This window comes from Scytonema hankhaensis NUACC26 (assembly GCF_045865695.1).
Classification (GTDB): Bacteria; Cyanobacteriota; Cyanobacteriia; order Cyanobacteriales; family Nostocaceae; genus Scytonema.
Genome location: NZ_BAACAP010000229.1, coordinates 53,274 through 71,005, shown reverse-complemented (window position 1 = coordinate 71,005; position 17,732 = coordinate 53,274). Strand labels below are relative to the sequence as shown.

The following is a 17,732-nucleotide window of genomic DNA, read 5'->3' as shown; positions in this document are numbered from 1 at the left end:
AACGCCTATCGGCTATCAGAGGAAAAACACAAGAACGCTCCCCTATTTGGATATCCTCTATTTCTCGTGCTCAACGCCTATCGGCTATCAGAGGAAAAACACAGCGAGCTTGGGAATATTGACTCCGAGTGCTTCTCTCTTAAATTTTACAGGCACCTCTAACAAAGACACAATCACGTACCGAAAAAACGGCTGAAACAGCATTTTTGAACGAGTCAAGTAATCGCTATAATTCTTATGATATAAATAATCCAGCCATTTTGCAAGCACCTTATCGTAATTTTTCTCAGTTCAAACACTTACCAAATAAGACTTACGACTAGTTTTATTTGCAAATCAGGTTTCACAAAAAGAGATGCTTGCAGTTTTCAGTAATGAAGAAAATTAAATAGACCTCCAAGTTTCTAAGTTATTATAGTTTTGGGTATTAAAGACTTTGATGCCGTTGAATACTGAGCAATCATCAGGCGTTGAGCACTTTCGTGTTTGCCAGGTGTAGAACCTCTAAGCGATACAGGGCGGATGGGCTTAACATTACCCTTCTTGCTTCTAACCTATGATGCCGTTAGGCGATAAACAAGTTTAATATAGTTCTTGACAATACAAAACTTTTATGCAGATAATAATTTATCGATGTTTCGGGTTTTACAGGTAAAATCAACTCTTGTCGAAATTTAAATATAAATTTAGGTTTTAGCTCAGAGGGTAGCGTTATTAACTGCGACAACCCCAAGAGTGAATTTCAAACTTATGTCTTCCTTCTTCCCTCAGATGCCTTTTTAGGTTTTAAACATTACTTGGAATTTCGATCGCTGTCTGAATAATTGAATATGGGGGAATCCTAAAATGATTGCATCTGTGGGTTTTTCGGCGTCTCAGAATGTAGATTTAGGACTTGAGCCATTCGTTGAGTTATGTTTTCCAGTGCGAGGAAAATATTTACCTGCGGATCATGGCTATGCACTCTTTTGTGGTTGGGTTAATCTCGATTCAGAAATACGCAAGCAAAAAACTGTCAGTATTTTGACTATTCCTGGCTTTCCCGACAAACAAGGGAAAATAATTCTGAACGAATATTCTTGTTTGCGTGTTCGCGTACCAATCCCGTTAATTCCCTTGGCTTATAAGTTGGCTGGAAAATCTATTCGTTTGGGAATACATGAAATTCAAATCGGTATTCCCAAAATATTTACATTGAAACCTGCTAGCACACTCAAGTCTAGAATTGTTGTTATTAAGGGACATAGCGAACCTCAATCGTTTCTAGTAGCAGCACAACGTCAACTTGATGATTTGGGAATTTCTGCTCAAATTTCTATCCCTAAAGATAGACAGGGTGAATTCTGTCGCAAAACTATTAAAGTTAAACGTTATACGATAGTGGGTTTTACAACGGAAGTTTCCGGTTTAAGTGACGACGATTCTATCAAGTTACAACAATGGGGAATTGGCGGTAAAAGACACATGGGTTGTGGATATTTCTTACCTTGTAGGGGAGGTAGAAATGTTTAGAAAATTGCTAGCTAAATCTTATCAAAAAGACGAAAATAATACGAAAAAAAAAGGTGCTGCAACATACACTGGACATATCAGTTTTGTCATGCAAGCTGCTGATATTTTGGTAGATAAATTAGGTACAACTATTCTCCAACAATTGGGAATACAGCATATTGGTTTAGATTCCTTGGCAGCTACAGTCAAATTGGGTGCATATTTACACGATTGGGGTAAAGCTAACCAACACTTCCAAGAAATGGTTTACTTCAAAACCATCGACCCAAAATCGCTAGACCCAAACATTCAAAATTATAGAAAGAAGATTGGAGACTCTTTAAAAGAACGTTCAGATAGACAAATGTTGCGTCATGAAGTGATTAGCGGCATTTTAGCACTACAAGTTCCCTGCTTTCGAGAATGGCTAGAAAAATGCCCTAATACAAATTTAACGATCGCAGTTTGGGCTGCAATGGGACATCATTTAAAAATTGGCTCGAGCAAAGATGGGACGCCATCAGGTTGTATTGCGGAAATTCCTTCTGGTACGGGAAATGAATTAAAAATCTACACCTCTCATTCTGATTTTCTCACAGTTCTAAAAATGGGAAGTCAATCTTTGGGATTGCCCAAACAACTACCAGAATTTCCAACTAAAGCTTGGACTAGAAAGCAATTATTAACAGCTTTAACAAATTTACGTAATGAATTTATTGATTTTGAACCGGATTGGGAGCAACAAAAATTTATTGCAGCAGTCAAAGCAACAGTAATCGTAGCAGATTTAGCTGGTTCTGCACTTCCCGATCTAGAGGAAGATTTTCAAGGATGGATTGAAGAAGTCTTATCACTACAACTCTCAAAGCAGGAGTTAAATAAACTAGTCAAACAACGTTTGAATGGTAAAAAATTACGACCATTTCAAGAGTTGATTGCTGAATCTAAGCATCGGGTGACGTTGGTGAAGGCTGGTTGCGGAACAGGTAAAACAGTTGCAGCATATGCTTGGGGGGAAAAATGGGCTGTCGGGCGTAAATTATTTTTCTCCTATCCAACAACAGGTACAGCATCTCAAGGTTATATCGACTATGCAGACGGGACGGAAATTGAAGCAGCTTTAATGCATTCTCGTGCTGATTTAGACAGGGAATTACTATTTTCTGGAGATGAAGATGATTGTGAAAGCATCGATTCTAAACTAATGGCTTTTCAAGCATGGCGCAAAAAATTAATTGTTTGTACAGTCGATTCAGTCTTAGGTTTAATTCAAAATAATCGCAAACCGCTTTATTCATGGTCTGCATTGGCACAATCTGCTTTTGTATTTGATGAAGTTCATGCTTATGATTTGCGTCTATTTGGAGCTTTATTAAAGTTTATTAAAGCTTTTAGAGGTGCGCCGATTTTATTAATGAGTGCAAGTTTTAGTCCTCAACAGTTGTCAGCAATTCGCCAAGTATTGGCAGAACAGGGAGAAGATTTAGGAGAACCAATTGAAGGACCAAAAGAATTAGAAGGATTACCACGTTATGATATTGCTTATATTCCTGAAATTAGTAACTTTGAGGAATTAACGGAAGTTTGGGAACCTGTTATTGAAGCCTTACGAAACAAACAAAAAGTTTTATGGGTAACTAACTCAGTAAAAACCTGTATTGCAATTTATCGCACTGCACAAGTAAAACTTGCCGAACAACTACCAGAATTTGCGCTCGCCTTTGGCGCAAGCCGTACCCGGCTTATCGCTCCATTAATTTATCACAGTCGATTCCGTTATAAAGACAGGGTGAAAAAACATCAAGCTGTCATTGAAGCATTCAAACAAGATGAACCTGTTTTGGCTATTACTACCCAAGTCTGTGAAATGTCTTTAGATTTGAGTGCTGATTTATTAATTTCTGCGATCGCTCCCGCAGCAGCTTTAATTCAACGATTAGGACGTCTCAACCGCAGGATGAGTAAAGTAGAAGAAGGAGCAAAACTAGCAATTATTTATCCTTGGGATGATGATTCAAGACCATACGATAAAGTAGAAATCTCTACAGGAAAGCAGTTGATTCAGGAATTTTCAGGAAAGACAGGTATTTCTCAACGAGATTTAGCAGAATTTTCAGCAAGTCTTAATTCCGAAGAAATTCAAGAAGTTAAATCAAATTGGCTAGAAGATAATTGGTGTACGTATCCAAATTCTTTGCGAGAAGCAGGATACACGATTACTGTGATTTTGGGTGAAGATGAACCAGAAATTTGGAAAATTGCTACACAAAAAGAGCAGGAATTATTAAAAAAACATCAGAAACTGTCGCGGATAAAGTTATTTAAACAAGAAGCACAGAAATGGACAGTACCCATCCGTATTGAATCAGATTATTATACCTGGAAACGGAGAGGATTTTATCCTGTAACACCAGTAGGCAGAATTCCCTACAGTGAAGAGGTAGGAGCAGAACAGTGAATTTAGAATTTGATTTAGGTAATCCTTGTTTTACCTTGTTACATCGTGCTGGTTTAGCTGGATTATGGATGACTTTAAAGCAATTAGAAAAAGAAAAAGTTAAAGTACCATCTGAATTCAATTGGCAACTTAGCAAACGCAAAGTCAATTTAAATTGGAATGGAAGCGATCGAGATATTTTAGAATGGTTTCTTAAACAGTCTTTTCAATTAAATGATGGCATTATCGCATTACGTGGGTTAGATACTCAATCCATGCGCGAAGATGCACAGGTAATAGTCCATCAAGGAATTTTAGGGACTCTTTTACAGCATACTAGTACTCACAAATCCGATGGAGTTGTGACAAAACCTTTATCTTTAGGAGAGAATGAGCCAGAAATTCCAGTCAAATACAAAAGTTTGACAAGTTATGCATATCAAGAATTTGCTGGTAATTTATGCGATAAAAATGGACAATTCTTAACTCACCCAATTAGTGTTGCTGGATGGTTAAATCCTGGTGCATCTGTCAGACATATTGCTTTTAGTTCTGATACAAGTTTTGAGGAAAACCCAGAAAATGCTTTTATTTTATTATTTGCACCTGTTGCTTGTTATTACTATATCCTTCGTTCTAAATTGAGAAATAAACGCGCTCAATACGCTTTAGTCATTCCAGAAATTACCGATTTAGAAAAATATGCTCGGTATCGTCAAAATCAGCAATTACGAAATGCTATTTATAAAGATTTTCATGCTTCTGGTTTAGGTGATGCTGGTTTGAGATTTTTAACAAAGGACACAACTGTTAATATTACTCAAACTTTTGGTATACAGCGTTGTCAAGTTTTGACATTAGGAACTGTTGCATGGGCTACTCAACAAAAAACTCGTACAGATATGTATGTAGTGGAAGCAACTGATGAGAATTGCCATAACTATCAAGTTTGTGATGCTTGGCTACCAGATAGAGCGATCGCAGGTAAAGAAGGTGGATTTGTTGCTACAAGCTTTGCCAAGGAATTAATTGCTGAAAATTTAGCCAAAAATCTACCTTGGTATTCTGGAATCTCAGAAAAAGTAAATAGTAATGAGCTTTTTCAAAAATTAGTTTATGAAAGAGGAGGATTGTTTCAAGTGATTCATAAAGTGCAGTCAGATGAGCGGGAAAAACTCTTTGTAAAAGCTTGCCATGAAGCAATTAGTTATACTTTTGGAAAAATCTCAAGAGAAGCAAAAAAAAGAGGAGAATTACCTAATTTTGAGCGTGAAGTTGTACGTATTAGAACTGGCTTAAGTCGATGCAAAAATTCTGAAATCTTTCGAGAATTTATTACAGATTTTTGGTCAAGAGCCGGAAAAATACCTACTTTGCAGAAGCATTGGGAAGAATTAATAGAATTTGTGATGTTAGAGAAAAATTGGAAGAAATCAAGAGATTTAGCCTTACTGGCATTAGCTAGTTATAAAGGGACAGGAATTGTCGATCGGGATCGAGGTGATTCTGATGAAGGCGATCCTGTTGATGACAATGCTTTTGATGAAGAAAATGCTCCCGATATTCTTTAATTCACTAGTTTTTTCATCCCAAGAATTGAAACTTTAACTAGTTTCAAGGACATTTTTATTTATTTAAGGAGATTGACAAGTGACATTTCATTTATTTGGAAATATCTTAACTGGATACGGAACTGCTGCAAATAATCGTGGAGAAAATGAAGGAAATATTACTACTCTCCAAAAAATTCTGTGGAAAAATAATGTACATACAACAGTTTCCGCCGAAGCGATTCGTTGGGCTTTACGTTATTATTGGCAAACCTGTGGTGACGATTATCAAGTTAATCGTCGTTGGAATGATGATGCTAACGACAATATTTGGCAAAATGAAAATTTTGATGATACAGCTTTTATTGATGATGATGTTTTAGGTTTTATGCGTGCTGAAGGTGCAAAAGTTGAAGCATCCGACGAACCAAAAGCTAAAGGTAAAAAAGCGGCGGCTAAAGGTACAACAACGGCAAAACGAGGTGTTTTAGAAGTGACTCGTGCTGTTTCTATAACACCATTTAGTGGCGATATAACCTTTAATTCTTTGAGTGGTAAAAAAGGTAGAACTTCACTTTACGGAACAGAAGTTCACGCAACTTGCTATCAATATGGATTTGCCTTAACTCCAGAAAGATTAAAAGATAAATCTCGCATAATTGCAATTTTGGATGGTTTAAGTTCTTTAGGAGAAGTTGCGGGTAATCATTCGCGATTTCTCTATGATTTTTCTCCTGAAAGTTTGATTTTACGATGGACTCATGATTTTTCCCCTCGGATTTTGTATTCTTTTGAAGAGGATGGGGGAGAAATATCTATTCGAGAATTAATCAGGAAAGTGAGAAATCAAGATATCGAACCAGAAGAATTATGGATAGGAGGTGCTGTTACTGAATCGGAGGAAATAAAAGAGTTAGTAGACTTAGGCGTACATATTTTCCCTGGAGTTAAGTTAGCAGTGCAAAGTATGAAGCAAGTTATTGCTAGAGATTTAAAATTACCCCAATTAGAGTTAATCCGATGATAACAGCAACCAATCAAAATTTGGCATTAGAAATTGAAGTTCCCATCGCTTGCTTTCGTCAATCTCGCGCTAGGGAGTATGCTGAAACCTACCCATTCCCCCCACCATCGACAGTTTATGGGATGCTATTGTCAATCGTGGGAGAAACTAACAGATATAAACATTGTGGTGTGAAATTAGCGATCGCTATGCTGACCTCCGGTAACGCTGTTCTTTCTCAACCCCAAAAATCAACTATCATCCGGACTTTTCGCCGATTCAAGAAAAAAGACATTCACGATCCAACAAACTCTAGACCAGATTACCAAGAATTACTAACCGATATTAGATTGATCGCTTGGATTAATTCTCAAACTGATAAATCCCAAACAACATTATCCGAAAGGTTAGAACAAGCATTTGCAAACCCAGCCTCAATCGAACGTTTTGGTGGTTTATGCTTAGGAGAAAGTCGGGATTTAGTCAACTCTGTAACAGTGTGGTCAGAAAGCGATCGCAGTCAGTCTTTGCAATGGTTAGTACAAGATGAGGATGGATTATTCACTTTGCCTTATTGGGTAGATCATGTTGGTTCCAAGGGGACGCGATGGAAAAGGTATTTAATACTTGAGCCATCCGAAAATTATCTTCCTCCTGAGTCTGCTTGGACGGTAATTCAGCCAACCTAATCATCATTAACCTCAGATGTCGTAAGGCGCTGAAACACAATTACCTTACAGACATATATGCAAATTCTCGAACATATCGAACTCTCTACCAAACTGGAAACCATCCGCGTTTCTGCTCTCCACGCTTTAGCCTATTGTCCCCGCCTATTTTACCTTGAAGAAGTCGAAGAACTCTACACCCAGGATGCCGCCGTATTTGCTGGACGTAGGTTACACGCCGAACTTGAAAAGCAAGAAGATGAAGACTGGGAGGAATTATTCCTCACTAGCGAAGAATTAGGTATACGGGGACGGGTTGATGCATTGCGGACTCGCGACGGAGAAACAATTCCCTACGAACACAAGCGGGGAAGATGCCATCGGGATGAAAACAAACAACCCCAAGCGTGGGAAAGTGATAAATTACAAATCCTTGCCTACTGTTGTTTACTTGAATCATCTCTTGGTATTCATATTAAAGAAGGTCGTATTCGCTACCATGCTGATGATGTATTAGTTCACATCCCACTAGATGATTTAGGACGGGTAGCAGTTCGGGAAGCTATTGAAAAAGCACGCAACCTCAGACAGTCTACCCATCGACCACCAATAACCGACAACGAACGCTTGTGTGCTCGTTGTTCTCTTGCTCCCGTATGTCTACCTGAAGAAGCACGTCTAGCACACGATCGCGAATGGCAACCAATACGCTTGTTTCCTGAAGATGATGATAGGCAAATCATTCACGTTCTCGAACCAGGTACTAGTGTAGGTAGAACTGGGGAGCAAATTAAAATAGCCCGTCGCAACCAACCATTAGAAACCGTTCCTGCTCGACAGGTAGCTCAATTGGTACTGCACAGCTATTCGCAGATTTCCACCCAAGCACTACATTTTTGTGGCGAACAGGGAATTGGCGTACATTTTATTTCTGGTGGTGGTCGTTACCTGGGTAGTTTTGATACTCGTAATGGCAGCATTCAACGTCGCGTTCGTCAGTACACTGCCCTTAGTTCCCCCGATATTTGCCTGGAGTTAGCGCGTAAACTCGTAATTTGTCGCGCTCAAGGACAGCGAAAATTTCTCATGCGTGGGAAGGGCAAAAACAAAGCTAGCGAGAAATTGACAAAAGCGATCGCCCAAATGAAAACCGTACTAAAACTCGTTCCTCTCGCAAAATCTTTGGAATCGCTTTTGGGGTATGAAGGAAATTTAGCAGCACTCTATTTTGATGCTTTACCCGATTTGATTTCACCAGATGCACCAGCAGAAATGGGTTTCGACATCAGAAACCGTCGTCCTCCCAAAGATAGATTTAATTGTCTTTTAGGGTTTGGGTACGCTTTGTTACTTAAAGATATAATGAATGCCATTTTGATAGTAGGGTTAGAACCTGCACTAGGGTTTTACCACCAACCGCGATCGCAAGCTGCACCCTTAGCTTTAGATTTGATGGAAATTTTCCGAGTTCCTTTAGTGGATATGATTATCACTTCTTCCGTCAATCGCAATCAATGGGATATAAAAACTGATTTTAATATTCGCGGGCAACAGGTTTGGTTGAGCGAAACTGGTAAACGTAAGTTTGTAGAACTCTACGAAAATCGCAAGCAGGAAACTTGGAAGCATCCAGCAACGGGTTATTCCCTTACTTATCGGCGTTTACTGGAGTTAGAAGTGCGACTTTTGGAAAAGGAATGGATGGGTGAGGGTGGTTTGTTCGGTCAGTTAATTGTCCGTTGAGGTGATGACATGGGAGAAATCAGAAATTGTTACATCATTTGCTACGACATTCGCTGTCCAAAACGTTGGCGTAAAGCTTACAAATTGTTGGAGGGGTATGGGGAACGGATACAATATTCAATTTTTCGCTGCGTCATGAATCAACGCGATCGTGAAAAACTACGTTGGGAGTTGGAGACGATTTTGGCAAAGGAAGACAGTATTTTGTTTGTGCGTTTGAGCGATCGCTGCGTGCAGGATATACCCAAGTATAATCGACCGGGCATATGGGAAAATACAGGTAAGCCTTTTTTGATTGTCTGAAAAATACAAGCATCTGTGTTTGTTGGGGTAATGAAAGTAGACGTTTTCACTAGAATCCTCACTAGTACAATGTTTGAGAGATTTTTGAGGCTCTATAGGTGCTTGCAAAATTTTCAAACTGGCTTCTATCAAGGGTTTTGACTGGTGAAGTCAGGTTGGATTTGAGGAAGAATTGCGAAACTTCAGTTTTTTCTTGGTTTTTTTGCAAGGTGCTTGTAAACTTGAATTGGAGCGCTTGCTTGTTAAGCCTTTCAGCCTTCGCACTGATTAAACCTCTGATACCGTAAGGTGTTGAGCACGTAAAGAATCATTGTCTTGCTAAATCTATCAACGCTGATTAAACCTCTGATACCGTAAGGTGTTGAGCACATACTCTTACTGTAAATAATTTGGTAGTTACTGGTCTGATTAAACCTCTGATACCGTAAGGTGTTGAGCACCTAAGAAGGAAGGCGCTTTCACTCCCCCTTTGTACCTGATTAAACCTCTGATACCGTAAGGTGTTGAGCACAGTACGAAGAATTGTGCAACTCTTGCGCGGTGCAGGCTGATTAAACCTCTGATACCGTAAGGTGTTGAGCACGAGGTTTTGCAGACGTATGGGGTATTACTATAAGTTCTGATTAAACCTCTGATACCGTAAGGTGTTGAGCACAGAATTGTGAAAGAATCCATCTAACCCTCCTTTTTCTGATTAAACCTCTGATACCGTAAGGTGTTGAGCACAGCAGTAACCTGTAAAGCTTTACTACCGTTACCTGGCTGATTAAACCTCTGATACCGTAAGGTGTTGAGCACTAAGCATTATGCAAAGTCTGCCACCATATCAAAATACTGATTAAACCTCTGATACCGTAAGGTGTTGAGCACTACTCCCCCCGCTTCAAAGTGTCCAAGATCGCTCCCTGATTAAACCTCTGATACCGTAAGGTGTTGAGCACCTCTATTGACAGAAATAACATCGTCTATTTTTGTAACCTGATTAAACCTCTGATACCGTAAGGTGTTGAGCACAACCACCAGCAGCTGCTAAGATTGGCATCTATCATGCCTGATTAAACCTCTGATACCGTAAGGTGTTGAGCACCCCTAGAGGACGCATTTACATCCAAAGCCAGACCAGTCTGATTAAACCTCTGATACCGTAAGGTGTTGAGCACTTTATTCCTTCAAATGCAAGTTTTGTAGATGCGTATGTCTGATTAAACCTCTGATACCGTAAGGTGTTGAGCACAATTAGCACTGATTACTTCAGAAATTCAAAAAGAACTGATTAAACCTCTGATACCGTAAGGTGTTGAGCACTTGACTGTGCGATCGCGATCGCGTTAACTGACCGTCTGATTAAACCTCTGATACCGTAAGGTGTTGAGCACGAATTATTTACGACCAATTTGCTAGTGAATATGAAATACTGATTAAACCTCTGATACCGTAAGGTGTTGAGCACAATAAACTTTCAATTGTTTTAGAATCTTGATAACTCCTGATTAAACCTCTGATACCGTAAGGTGTTGAGCACTCAGGTTTATTAAACGGATTTTGCTCCGTCTTAGCTGATTAAACCTCAGATACCGCAAGGTGTTGAGCACGTACAGTTTTAAAGCTGACATGGTACAGGGTAAAACTGATTAAACCTCAGATACCGCAAGGTGTTGAGCAAGAACCTATGAAGTTATCAAGTTATCAGAAGCTGTCTGATTAAACCTCAGATACCGCAAGGTGTTGAGCACTATTGCGTTGGAGTATTCAGTAAAAATAAAATTCCCCCGTGATTAAACCTTAGATACCGCAAGGTGTTGAGCACAAGTTGTTCCAGAAGGGTATTAGATGATGGAAGTTCTGATTAAACCTTAGATACCCCCACTATCTAGGAAAGCACAAAAAATTGAGATCGAGTCATTTACATATGACTATAATGATGACTATAATAATAGTCAATAACACAAAAGCCTAATTTCACTCTAATCTTTGCTCCTGAAATCATCGCTCACCTTAGAGCGATCGATAAAAAGTATCACAGTTTGATTCGAGAAACGATCGCCGAACAATTATCTTACACGCCTCTTGAAATCACTCGAAACCGCAAGCCACTGGAACAACCAGCCCCATTTAGTGCAACCTGGGAGCTTCGGTTTGGCTCTCAAAATCGCTTTCGCGTGTTTTATGAGGTGAATACAGCAGAAGAGCAAACGGTTCTGATTTTAGCCATTGGTGTCAAAGATAGAGAAATATTACTCATTGGCGGAGAGGAAGTAGAGCTATGAAAATTGCACCAATTGCAGATGTGAAAGCACAACTCAGTGCGTATGTAGAACAGGCTCAAAGTGAAGGACCGATTGTGATTACTCGCAATGGCAAAGCAGTAGCAGTTTTAATTGCTCCAACTGATGATGAGGATTTAGAAAACCTTTTGCTATCGCGATCGCCTCGGTTTCAAACAATTTTGAATCAATCGCGGCAAAGTATACAATCTGGAAAAGGATTATCTGCTGATGCATTTTGGGAAGCTGTAGAACAAGGTACTGAGGAATCAAGTTGACTTAGATACCCGAATTCTTTGAGCAACTGATTTTGGTCATATCTATAATTAGGATTGTATAAATTTATATTTATGCCTGTTACTGAACTGCTACCAAATCTGCAAAAGCTATCTCGTGCTGACAAGTTAAAGGTCATGCAATTTCTGATACTGGAACTTTCTAGAGAGGAAGAAACTGAAAGCTCTTTATATAAGTTCCAATCTTATGTAAATGACACGATGGATTCACCTTATGATTCTTATGAAGCTGCTCATAAGATGAACAAAATGCTAGAAGAGTATAAGCATAGTAAAAATGTCTAAAAGGCAAAGCTTTGCGTACACTAAAAAGAAAAATAATTTAGGTTTGACTCTCCATGTACCATTTTTGGACTTAGTACTGAATCATGGGGATCTACATAGAGACTCATGTAAAGGACTTAATAAAAAATAGCTAACTCACTTGTGTAGCAGTTTACATTACTGCCATTTCAGAGGTTGAATCAGGGGAAGCTGGCTCAAAATGCAATATCATAAATTGGTCTGGACGTAAACCAATCGACTCATAAGTACGCCCATTGCGATCGCTAAACTCAACTTCAAACGCAGCACCACCAGCCAAGACTTCCACCACCGTCCCTACCTGTCCGCGTAACAGGTTGTCATCGGGAAGGTCAATTGTTAATGCAACAATATCAAATAATTTGACTCTCGTCGTAGTCATCCGATCTCACCTTCAATAGTTATAGAGGATAGCAGGTTGTTAATTTTGGGATGTCAGAACCATGTTCAACAATCCAACCACTGCGAATGGTTGCACTTTTCCCTTGCCATTCTAGCAAGAAATCGAGCGTATAACGTTGCCCATATTCATCACGTCGTCCCAATTGAGCCTCATGATTTTTGACGACTTCTACCAGTACGCTGCGTAACTCCTATGCATTTTCAGCAGTCATCCCTAATGCTGCTGCAAACAATCGAGTGTGCTTACCTTCGTCATGTTCTGAATTCAAGCAATACTCACGTAGTTTACGAATGTCCACTACTGCATTCTCAGCATTTGGGATTAGCAGTAAAAGATTAAACTTACGTACTAATATATAGTAACAAAATATTCCCATTTCAGAGGTTGAATTAGGGGAAGCTGGCTATGAGACCAATTTTAGCTCCATCTCATTTCATATCACTGGTCACTGGTTACTGTTCACTGTTCCTGATGCGGGGAAGTACTTTTCTATGACTTCACCCGCAGATAAAAATAAGATTCCAGAGAAAATCCCTGCTCCCATAATATTTAATTCCGTACTTCCCAAGAGTTCTAGATGGAAATTAAAACGAGTTACGATCAATAGAGATATCGATGAACAACTACTTGCAATTAAAGATAACTTAACACTCGCTCTAGAAAAGGTATAGCGTTTTCCTCGGGAAATTAAATAAGCAGCAAAAGGAACAATAACTGCACCTACATAAGCAGCATAAAAAGCCACAATTAAACTAACAATCTCACCTCCTCTTAAGGCGACTATTAAACCAAAAAGCGCATTTCCAAAGGTTACAAGCAATTGAGTACTAATAGATACTGGTAAAATATTAAAGTCAAAAATAATCTTGCTCTGTACTCTTAATATACTACTACCAATACCGAGTGAAGGAACTAATAAAGACACAATTAATGCAATACCCAAGGGTTTGTCAGGTCCACCACCAATCCAAGATAGAATATAGGGTAATGTTTCTTTACCACCTATACTATCTGGTAAAATTCCGGCTTGATGGGCGGTTGTCACAACGGTTGAAGGTAATAAAGCAAGTAGCAATAACAAAATTCCTGCTAAAAGACATCCCTTATATAAACTTTTTACATCTTTTGCTTGAACGAGATACATTTGGTACTTCATATCTATCAGCACCAACAAAACCGTAGATAGTGTTATACCTACTGTTTTTGGCAAGCTTTCCAATTGAAGTGAATTCGCAAACTCTAAGGGCGATCGCAAATACTCAGGAAATCCTTGCAGCACCCACAGCCCGTAAAGAAGAGCCAAAAAATTGACAAATAGCAACCCTCTTAATATCCAACCTGCTTTCTCTACTGGTAATAAGGAGAGCACCGCAAACAAAGTTGCCAAAACAATCATTGAAGGTATGGGCGGGATGCCAAAGACTTTGAGGATGGAAGCTGCAGAAATTAACTGTACTGCTTCAATCCCAATCAGAGAACCCCAAGACATTAGCCCCACAAATATTTTCACTCCACTTCCATAAGCAGAACCGAGGAGAGTCCAAATTTGTTCTGTTTGCGTCCAGTAAAACTTTGCTAGTACTATAAGAGCAATTGTACCCAAGCCAAGAGAGACAGCATAAAGGCTTCCAGCCGCACCATGAGTTAGGGATTTCTCTGCTGTTCCTAGGAGAAATCCCAACCCGTAATGTGCTGAAACCAATAAAGCCGCCAGGGAGAAGGTATCTAACCTGCGGTTATTCATAATCAGTGACCAGTGACCAGTAACCAGTGACCAGTGACCAGTGACCAGTAACTAGTAACCAGTGACAGATAACTAGTACTGATTACTGTTTTAAATTTCTTCTACAATTGTAACCGGATCGTTGCTCACTTTTAGCAGTTCGTAAAGATCGTAGGCGTATAAATCCTCTTGGCTTGGCTCTTCTGTCTGACTTGTAGCTACAATTGGTTCGCCATAGCCTTTTGTTCTACCAATCAGCAAAAGTTTTTTACCCGCACACTCACCAATTTCCTTAAATTGGTTTTCTGGCAAAAAGGTAACGTGTTCGGCAAAGAATGTACGATTTTGGATAGGCATTTTATCCTCCTTAATTTGGAATTAGATCGGCTTAGCAAGAAACCTTGCTTATCGCTCTTCGATCGCGAGTTTCACGAGATGAGCTTTCACTTACATACAGGAGGATCTTAGGGATAGGCTGAATACAACCTCTACCATGGATACTCCTTCCAATGCCGACGGAGTTAGCTGACGGGCTAAGGCTGGAAGGTGCCTTTCTTTCTCCAAAGATTCGCCCCAATACGTTGGTTCCTCCGCTTCTCACCCAGTCATTTGGATTTTGCGCTCGCATGACTGGATTGAATTAGGCGACTTTCCTAATCAATACATAAAATAATACTGATATAAGGAAGCAGTCAATCTCTATTTTTATTTCTCAATGTAATCTTTACTTATAAGAATATTTGTAAAGCTTTCGCAAATAGAATTCGGGGTTATACAGGCAAAACTTTTATACTTCTACCCTCATTCTTTATCCTTTCTAATGAAGCCGATCTCAAAGCTAGATCTGCGCTAACGTAGGGGATGAACCTCTATTAATGCGTCATCACAGGTTAAATCGTTATTTAAGTCAGGGAGAAACATGAGGTTGCGGTCTATCTAAAGGTCAGGAGTTGGCTATGTATGAACTAGTTCAAACTGTGTTAAACAGTGATGAGAAAACGGCTCTGCGTCAGTTGGTCTACGATCTAAGTGCTTCTGGGAAGAAATACTTCCTAAGAACCGAAATTTTGCAAACTTTTGCCGACTTTTGCAACCACTCGCAAAAGCCAGCGTACTTTTTTCACTCTTCTTCTCTAGGCAAACTGATTCACTACACTCATGAAATCATTCTAGAGGAGGAAAGTGCCTGGTTCCTTCTCCGACCTCGCATAGGTGTCCAAGAAGCTTGGCGATTGGGGGCAAATTTGACAAGCTTTGAACAAATGACTCCGCAAGAACTACTGAATGTGCGCGATCGCCGTGTCGAGCGCTACCATCCTCAAATCTTAGAAATAGACTTCCGCCCCTTCCATCACGGTTCTCCCAAAATTGACGATCCCAGAAATATCGGTCAAGGGTTGGGGTTTCTCAATCGTTACTTGTGCTCGCAAGTGCTGACAGCTCCTGATTATTGGTTGGAAGTCCTGTACGATGTTCTCAAACGACGCCAGTATGATGGCGTTCCTCTACTCATTAACGGTCGCATTCACTCAGGAACTCAGCTCGCCCAACAAGTTAGAGTAGCTATTGGTTTGTTGAGCGATCGCCAACCAAGCGAACCCTACGAAAAATTCCGCTATGAATTGCAAGACTTAGGTTTTGAACCAGGTTGGGGAAACACTGCATCCCGCGTACTAGAAACCTTAGCACTTCTCAATCGACTCATTGACACTGCTGAACCCGCCATTTTAGAAGCCTTTGTTGCTCGCGTTCCCTCAATCTTCCGCGTTGCTCTTGTTTCCGTACATGGTTGGGTTGGACAGGAAGGAGTGATGGGAAGACCCGAAACCGCAGGTCAAGTCATCTATATTCTCGAACAAGCCCGTAGTTTAGAAAACAAACTGCGAGAAGAAATCCAATTGGCTGGGCTAGATGTGCTTGGGATTCAACCCCAAGTGACTATACTCACTCGCCTGATTCCTAACTGCGAAGGAACCCAATGTAACTTGCGCTTAGAAAAAGTTCAAGGTACGGAGAATGCTTGGATTTTGCGAGTTCCTTTTCTAGATGTTAATCCCAATATTACGCAAAACTGGATTTCTAAATTTGAAATTTGGCCTTATCTCGAAACGTTTGCCTTAGATGCGGAACGAGAGTTACTAGCACAATTTCAAGGTAAACCCGATCTAATTATCGGTAACTACAGCGATGGTAACTTAGTTACTTTTCTTTTAGCACGTCGTTTAAAAGTCACTCACTGTAACATTGCTCACTCTCTAGAAAAACCCAAACACTTATTCAGCAATTTGTATTGGCAAGATTTAGAAGACAAATACCACTTTTCGGCGCAATACACCTCTGATTTGATAGGTATGAATGCAGCAGACTTTATTGTGACATCAACCTATCAAGAGATTGTAGGCACACCCGACACTATGGGTCAATACGAGTCATACAAAAACTTTACAATGCCACAGTTGTACCACGTTGTTGACGGAATTGACTTGTTTAGTCCCAAGTTTAATATGGTACCACCAGGGGTAAACGAACATGTTTTCTTCCCCTACAATCAAAAAGAAAACCGCGACCCCAACCTTCAATCGCGAGTTCAAGAACTACTTTTCACTCGCGAAGACTCAAACATTCTGGGGCATTTAGAGAACGCAAACAAGCGACCCATTTTTGCTGTTGGTAGCGTCACTCCTATAGATAACCTTGCGGGATTAGCAGAATGCTTTGGTCGAAGTCAAGATTTACAAGAACGTTGTAATTTAATTATCCTCTCTGACAAATTACATTCAGAGCAAGCGCTCAACTCAGACGAAGCAGGAGAAATCGAACGACTTCATAACATTATTAATGAATACAATCTCCACGGACGCATCCGTTGGGTAGGTATGCATCTTCCCCTGATGGAAATTGGAGAAGCTTATCGCGTTATTGCCGATCGAGGAGGTCTTTTTGTTCATTTTGCCCGCTTTGAAGCTTTTGGTAGAACCATTCTTGAAGCGATGAGTTGTGGTTTACCAATTTTTGCAACACAATTTGGCGGTTCTTTAGAGATTATTGAAGATGGGGAAAACGAGTTTCATGTCAATCCTACAGATTTAGATGGAACAGCTAAGATAGTATCGAACTTTATCGACCAATGCGATATGCAACCAGAATACTGGTATAAAATATCAGATTGGGTAACTCAGCGTATCCATAATAAATACAATTGGGAATTACATACCAAGCAATTGTTATTACTTGCCAAACTCTATAGTTTTTGGAACTTTGTGAATCAGGAAAATAGCGAAGCTAGGGGACGCTATCTAGAAGCCTTATTTCATTTACTCTTCAAACCCAGAGCCGAAAAGATTTTGGAGCAGCATATGCAGCGGTAGGGATTGGCGATTGGCGATTGGCGATTGGCGATTGGGGAACTCGGGGCCCCCTCTGGGGATAAGGGGCAATGGCGATTGGAGAATTATTTTTAACCCTTACCCCCTTTACCCCCTAACAACTAACAACTGTACGGGCGCGGCGGCCTTGCGCCCCTACTAACTACTAACAACTGTACGGGC

General features: G+C 40.0%; 14 protein-coding genes, 1 pseudogene, 2 CRISPR repeat arrays and 1 riboswitch (1 of these 18 only partly in view). Of the genes and pseudogenes, 11 read left to right on the top strand and 4 right to left on the bottom strand.

The genetic code is table 11. From position 1 onward, the window contains the following. Positions 1–102: direct repeats of the CRISPR family, unit length 36 nt; unit sequence GTGCTCAACGCCTATCGGCTATCAGAGGAAAAACAC; it reaches 2,023 nt to the left of the window's first position. 744 nt (positions 103–846) lie between these two features. The 10 genes from cas6 (at position 847) to ACKTT2_RS34480 (ending at position 12,040) form a co-directional block, all read left to right on the top strand. Beyond that, the gene (gene cas6, locus ACKTT2_RS34525; RefSeq protein ID WP_407895308.1) at positions 847–1,512 is read left to right on the top strand and encodes a type I-MYXAN CRISPR-associated protein Cas6/Cmx6; all 666 of its coding nucleotides are present in this window, start codon (positions 847–849) and stop codon (positions 1,510–1,512) included. Further along, entirely contained in the window at positions 1,505–3,949 is a 2,445-nt protein-coding gene (cas3, locus tag ACKTT2_RS34520; RefSeq protein WP_407895306.1) for a CRISPR-associated helicase Cas3', read from the top strand. Before cas6 ends, cas3 begins: the two co-directional genes overlap by 8 nt. Beyond that, positions 3,946–5,499, top strand: a complete 1,554-nt coding sequence (gene cas8a1 / locus ACKTT2_RS34515) for a type I-MYXAN CRISPR-associated Cas8a1/Cmx1 (protein ID WP_407895304.1) — start codon at positions 3,946–3,948, stop codon at positions 5,497–5,499. Before cas3 ends, cas8a1 begins: the two co-directional genes overlap by 4 nt. A gap of 79 nt (positions 5,500–5,578) precedes the next feature. Beyond that, entirely contained in the window at positions 5,579–6,502 is a 924-nt protein-coding gene (cas7i, locus tag ACKTT2_RS34510) for a type I-B CRISPR-associated protein Cas7/Cst2/DevR (protein ID WP_407895302.1), read from the top strand. Continuing rightward, positions 6,499–7,170 carry a type I-MYXAN CRISPR-associated protein Cas5/Cmx5/DevS gene (cas5, locus tag ACKTT2_RS34505; RefSeq protein ID WP_407895300.1) on the top strand — a complete coding sequence of 224 codons (672 nt, stop codon included), beginning with the start codon at positions 6,499–6,501 and terminating at the stop codon, positions 7,168–7,170. Before cas7i ends, cas5 begins: the two co-directional genes overlap by 4 nt. Before the next feature lie 57 nt (positions 7,171–7,227). Further along, entirely contained in the window at positions 7,228–8,892 is a 1,665-nt protein-coding gene (gene cas1, locus ACKTT2_RS34500) for a type I-MYXAN CRISPR-associated endonuclease Cas1 (protein WP_407895298.1), read from the top strand. Between the two features lie 9 nt (positions 8,893–8,901). Further along, positions 8,902–9,195 carry a CRISPR-associated endonuclease Cas2 gene (cas2, locus tag ACKTT2_RS34495; RefSeq protein WP_407895296.1) on the top strand — a complete coding sequence of 98 codons (294 nt, stop codon included), beginning with the start codon at positions 8,902–8,904 and terminating at the stop codon, positions 9,193–9,195. 263 nt (positions 9,196–9,458) lie between these two features. Continuing rightward, positions 9,459–11,002: direct repeats of the CRISPR family, unit length 36 nt; unit sequence CTGATTAAACCTCTGATACCGTAAGGTGTTGAGCAC. Between the two features lie 133 nt (positions 11,003–11,135). Beyond that, positions 11,136–11,462 carry a type II toxin-antitoxin system RelE family toxin gene (locus ACKTT2_RS34490; protein ID WP_407895359.1) on the top strand — a complete coding sequence of 109 codons (327 nt, stop codon included), beginning with the start codon at positions 11,136–11,138 and terminating at the stop codon, positions 11,460–11,462. Then, positions 11,459–11,737, top strand: coding sequence for a type II toxin-antitoxin system Phd/YefM family antitoxin (locus ACKTT2_RS34485; RefSeq protein ID WP_407895294.1), 279 nt, complete (start codon positions 11,459–11,461; stop codon positions 11,735–11,737). Before ACKTT2_RS34490 ends, ACKTT2_RS34485 begins: the two co-directional genes overlap by 4 nt. A 72-nt stretch (positions 11,738–11,809) precedes the next feature. Continuing rightward, positions 11,810–12,040, top strand: coding sequence for a hypothetical protein (locus ACKTT2_RS34480; RefSeq protein ID WP_407895291.1), 231 nt, complete (start codon positions 11,810–11,812; stop codon positions 12,038–12,040). Between the two features lie 151 nt (positions 12,041–12,191). On the opposite strand, the gene ACKTT2_RS34475 is transcribed toward ACKTT2_RS34480, so the two are convergent. The 4 genes and pseudogenes from ACKTT2_RS34475 to ACKTT2_RS34460 all read right to left on the bottom strand — a co-directional run bounded on the left by ACKTT2_RS34475 (position 12,192) and on the right by ACKTT2_RS34460 (position 14,541). Next, positions 12,192–12,440: a DUF4926 domain-containing protein gene (locus tag ACKTT2_RS34475; RefSeq protein WP_407895288.1), complete on the bottom strand. Its 249-nt coding sequence runs from the start codon at positions 12,438–12,440 to the stop codon at positions 12,192–12,194. A 19-nt stretch (positions 12,441–12,459) separates the two neighbouring features. After that, positions 12,460–12,837: pseudogene (locus ACKTT2_RS34470) on the bottom strand (DUF6883 domain-containing protein). A 69-nt stretch (positions 12,838–12,906) separates the two neighbouring features. Further along, positions 12,907–14,205 (bottom strand): SLC5/6 family protein, encoded by a 1,299-nt coding sequence (locus tag ACKTT2_RS34465; protein ID WP_407895286.1) that lies wholly within the window; start codon positions 14,203–14,205, stop codon positions 12,907–12,909. Between the two features lie 90 nt (positions 14,206–14,295). Then, a complete protein-coding gene (locus ACKTT2_RS34460) occupies positions 14,296–14,541 on the bottom strand; it encodes a hypothetical protein (protein ID WP_407895285.1) in 246 nt (81 codons plus the stop codon). 138 nt (positions 14,542–14,679) lie between these two features. Further along, positions 14,680–14,815: riboswitch (cyclic di-AMP (ydaO/yuaA leader) on the bottom strand. 325 nt (positions 14,816–15,140) lie between these two features. On the opposite strand from ACKTT2_RS34460, the gene ACKTT2_RS34455 reads away from it, so the two are divergent. Continuing rightward, on the top strand, positions 15,141–17,552 hold the full coding sequence (locus ACKTT2_RS34455; protein WP_407895282.1) for a sucrose synthase: 2,412 nt from the start codon (positions 15,141–15,143) through the stop codon (positions 17,550–17,552). Positions 17,553–17,732: the final 180 nt, after the last annotated feature.